Annotated in this window: 3 protein-coding genes; 1 reads left to right on the top strand and 2 read right to left on the bottom strand. The window is 59.3% G+C overall.

What is annotated here, in order from left to right; genetic code table 11:
- The first annotated feature begins 319 nt into the window (after positions 1–319).
- Positions 320–1,378: a DNA polymerase IV gene (gene dinB / locus AC07S6_RS11980; RefSeq protein WP_014719774.1), complete on the top strand. Its 1,059-nt coding sequence runs from the start codon at positions 320–322 to the stop codon at positions 1,376–1,378.
- 129 nt (positions 1,379–1,507) lie between these two features.
- On the opposite strand, the gene AC07S6_RS11975 is transcribed toward dinB, so the two are convergent.
- Together AC07S6_RS11975 and AC07S6_RS11970 are read right to left on the bottom strand one after the other, a co-directional pair.
- Positions 1,508–2,461 carry a hypothetical protein gene (locus AC07S6_RS11975; protein WP_054918333.1) on the bottom strand — a complete coding sequence of 318 codons (954 nt, stop codon included), beginning with the start codon at positions 2,459–2,461 and terminating at the stop codon, positions 1,508–1,510.
- Between the two features lie 20 nt (positions 2,462–2,481).
- Positions 2,482–4,197 (bottom strand): proline--tRNA ligase, encoded by a 1,716-nt coding sequence (locus AC07S6_RS11970; RefSeq protein ID WP_034128629.1) that lies wholly within the window; start codon positions 4,195–4,197, stop codon positions 2,482–2,484.
- Between the last annotated feature and the right edge of the window lie 168 nt (positions 4,198–4,365).

Raw genomic sequence — 4,365 nt, 5'->3', positions numbered from 1 at the left:
GGTTATGAGCCCGACGAGCTACCAGACTGCTCCATCCCGCGTCTGTGTGTCGGCATTCTACAGAGGAACGCGAGTGTGTCAACCTGTGAATCGAAGAAAAGCGCTTTTGCTTCAATCGGTTAGCGCTTGATGAGAGGCTTCTTGAGGGCTTGAAGCCAGACAGGGCAAGGCTTCCAGCTCTATTGGGATGCTGGATTCGATTGAGAAAATATATTCATCTCCGAAATTTCCTACCGCTCAGACAGAAGATTCAAACTACTGGTGCTATATACAGGGGTGAGTGCGATACTGGCCACCCGTTGGTTAACACCCCGTTTATATGACGCAGCGCAAAATCATCCACGTCGACTGTGATTGCTTCTACGCCGCCATCGAGATGCGCGACGACCCGAGCCTGGCGCAAAAGCCCTTGGCTGTCGGTGGCTCGGCAGATCGGCGCGGCGTGATCGCCACATGCAATTATGAGGCGCGGGCGTATGGGGTACGTTCGGCGATGTCGTCACGTCACGCCCTGAAGCTGTGCCCGGACTTGACCATCGTTAAGCCGCGCATGGACGCCTATAAAGAAGCATCGAAAGAAATTCAGCTGATTTTCCGCGACTACACCGACTTGATCGAGCCGTTGTCGCTGGATGAGGCTTACCTTGATGTGTCTGACAGCCCGCATTTTGGCGGCAGCGCCACGCGTATTGCTCAGGACATTCGGCGCCGGGTTTCTAACCAGTTGCATATCACCGTGTCGGCCGGCGTGGCGCCCAACAAGTTTTTGGCCAAGATCGCCAGCGACTGGAAAAAGCCCAATGGCCTGTTCGTGATCACGCCGGATCAGGTCGAAGACTTTGTCTCGCAGTTGCGTGTCAGCAAGCTGCATGGCGTGGGCAAGGTCACTGCTGACAAACTGGCGCGCCTGGGCATCGAAGACTGCCTGCAATTGCGCGACTGGAACAAACTGGCGCTGGTGCGCGAATTCGGCAGTTTTGGCGAGCGCCTCTGGAGCCTGGCCCGTGGAATTGATGACCGTGTGGTGCAAAACGACAGCCGTCGGCAATCGATTAGCGTGGAAAACACCTACGATGTGGACTTGCCGGATCTTTCAAGCTGCCTGGCGAAACTGCCGGAGTTGATGGAGACCCTGGCCGGGCGCATGGCGCGTATCGACAGTAGCTATCGGGCGGGCAAGCCGTTCGTGAAAGTGAAGTTTCATGACTTTACCCAGACGACGCTGGAGCAGGCGGGGGCAGGGCGGGATCTGGAGAGTTATGAACAGTTGATGACCCAGGCGTTCAATCGCGGGGGCAAGCCGGTGCGGTTGTTGGGGATAGGCGTACGGTTGCTGGACCTGAGCGGCGGCAACGAACAGCTCGAGTTTTCCTGGTAAAAACCCGAAATAAATGTGGGAGCTGGCTTGCTTGCGATAGCCGTGTGTCAGTCACGAATGCTTTAACTGATACACCGCTATCGCAGGCAAGCCAGCTCCCACAGTTTGATCTTCACAGGTATTGAGCGATCAGCGTGCGCCGGGATCCGCCACCAAACGCCCCCCATCCTTGGTCAACGCCTGCACAAACTCCTGCTGCAACTCCGGATCGTTGCGCGTCAGTTCAATCAGGCTTTGTTCCAGCTCGCTGGCTTCTTCTTCCAGGCCCAGCTCCGACAGGCGTTTGACCCGGTGTACCCACTGGTTCACTTCGTCATCTTCCAGGTCGTCATAGATCAGGGCATGGGCTTCGAGCAGCTTGCTGCGCAGCGTGTTGCTGACCGCCAGGGTCGAGTCGGTATGCACGTCGTCCTGGCCATCCGCCACAGTGATTTTCAGCGTGGTGACGCGGTTCAGGTCCTGCTCGGCAAAGGGGCTGTCCAACAGGTTAAGGCGTAGTATCCCGTTACGGTCGGTGGTCAGCTCGTGGGTCTGCTTGCCGGCGGTGACTTGCACCGGGCGCTCGCTCCAGGGCAGGCTCGAATACTCCAGGCGCTTGTCACGCTGGACTTCATCGATAGCCGCCAGGTTCTGTTGCGCACGGCCGTGGGATTGCACGTTCATGAACGGGTTGATGCCGTCCACGCCATAGCTCAACCAGTCATGGGTCACACTCGTGGGCAGGTTGCCGAGGGCGAAGATATTCGCCACGTTGGCACCCACGCCCGCCACCAGCGCCACGGCACCCAAGGGCATCTCATAGAGTTTGCGCCAGGGCTGGTAGGGCGTGTAGCGGTCGTAACGACGGGTGACTTCGAATTCGGTGACCTCGAAGGTCTTCTGCTCATGAATGCGAACCCGGCGTTGCGGCAGCTCCAGCACTTTGGGTTCGCCTACATCGATCTGCAGACTGTGGTCGAGCAACTTACGCTCGACCCGCTCCTCGTGTTCACTGCGTTGCGACATCTGATTGGCGCAGCCGCTGACCAGCAGGGCGCCGCACAAGGCGGCGCCCCCCAGGGCTCTGGTGTTTCGCTTGAACATGACTTCTCTTGATCTGGTTTTCAGCGACGAATACGCGCCTGGAGGAAAGACAGCACGTCAGCCACCGGCAACGGTTGGGCTTCGGCTTCGGTCCGGCTCTTGTATTCCAGATTGCCATCCGCCAGGCCGCGGTCACTGACCACGATCCGGTGCGGGATGCCAATCAGTTCCATGTCGGCGAACTTGATGCCCGGGCTGGTTTTCTTGTCCCGATCATCGAGCAGCACTTCGAAACCGGCAGCGGTGAGTTCCGCGTACAGTTTGTCGGTGGCTTCGCGTACTTGCTCGGTTTCATAGCGCAATGGCACCAGGGCCACCTGGAACGGCGCCAGCGCGTCACTCCAGATGATGCCTTTCTCGTCGTTGTTCTGCTCGATGGCAGCGGCAACCACGCGGGATACGCCAATGCCGTAGCAGCCCATGTCCAGGGTGATCGGCTTGCCGTTCTCACCCAGTACTTCGCACTTCATCGCCTTGCTGTACTTGTTGCCCAGCTGGAAGATGTGCCCGACTTCGATGCCGCGCTTGATCTCCAGGGTGCCCTTGCCATCCGGGCTCGGGTCGCCGGCCACGACGTTGCGCAGGTCGGCCACGGTCGGAACCGGCAGGTCACGCTCCCAGTTCACGCCGAAGTAGTGCTTGTCGTCGATGTTCGCGCCGATACCGAAGTCGCTCATCAGCTCGACCGAACGGTCGATGATGATCGGCAGCGGCAGGTTCAGCGGGCCCAGGGAGCCGGCACCGGCGCCAATGGCGTCGCGCAGTTCGGCATCGGTGGCCATGACCAGCGGGCTGGCCACGCCAGGTTGCTGGGCAGCCTTGATTTCGTTGAGCTCGTGGTCGCCACGGATCACCAGGGCGATCAGTTTGCCTTCTTCTTCGGCGCGCACGATCAGGGTCTTGATGGTCTTTTCAATCGGCAGATTGAATTTCTCCACCAGGGCCGCGATGGTCTTGGTGTCTGGCGTGTCGACCAGGCGCAGCTCCTCGGTGGGAGCAGGGCGCGAGGTTTCACGTGGTATGGCTTCGGCCTTCTCGATGTTCGCCGCGTAGTCGGAACCGTTGCTGAACACGATATCGTCTTCGCCAGACTCGGCCAGCACGTGGAATTCGTGGGAGCCGGCACCGCCGATGGAGCCGTTGTCCGCTTCAACCGGGCGGAATTTCAGGCCCAGGCGCGTGAACACGTTGCAGTAGGCCTGGTGCATGCGGTCGTAGGTCGCTTGCAGGGAAGCCTGGTCTGCGTGGAACGAATAGGCGTCCTTCATGATGAATTCGCGGCCACGCATCAAGCCGAAGCGTGGGCGGATCTCATCACGGAACTTGGTCTGGATCTGATACAGGTTGAGCGGCAACTGCTTATAGCTGCTCAACTCGTTGCGCATCAGGTCGGTGATGACTTCTTCGTGGGTCGGGCCGGCGCAGAAATCGCGGCCATGACGGTCTTTGAAGCGCAGCAACTCAGGGCCGTACTCTTCCCAGCGCCCGGATTCCTGCCACAACTCAGCCGGTTGGGTGCTCGGCATCAACACTTCCAGAGAGCCGGCAGCGTTCATTTCTTCGCGAACGATGGCTTCGACCTTGCGCATCACCTTCAAGCCCATGGGCAACCAGGTGTACAGGCCCGAGGCCAGTTTGCGGATCATACCGGCGCGCAGCATCAACTGATGGCTGATTACAACCGCGTCGGAAGGCGTTTCTTTCTGTGTGGCGAGCAAATATTGACTGGTACGCATGGTAGGCCGTTGTCGGTTGCTTGGACTTGAAATGACTTGGGATTGTACGGGCGCTTGTCGCCGGAGTACAGGCGTGAGGTGGCGGGGCGTATCTGTCGTAACGGTCGCTTGTGTGGGAGCTGGCTTGCCTGCGATAGCGGCGCTGGGTTCACCACCGCTATCGCAGGC

This window comes from Pseudomonas sp. GW821-FHT07B01 (genome assembly GCF_059419065.1).
This window is presented reverse-complemented; position numbering and strand designations above follow the sequence as displayed.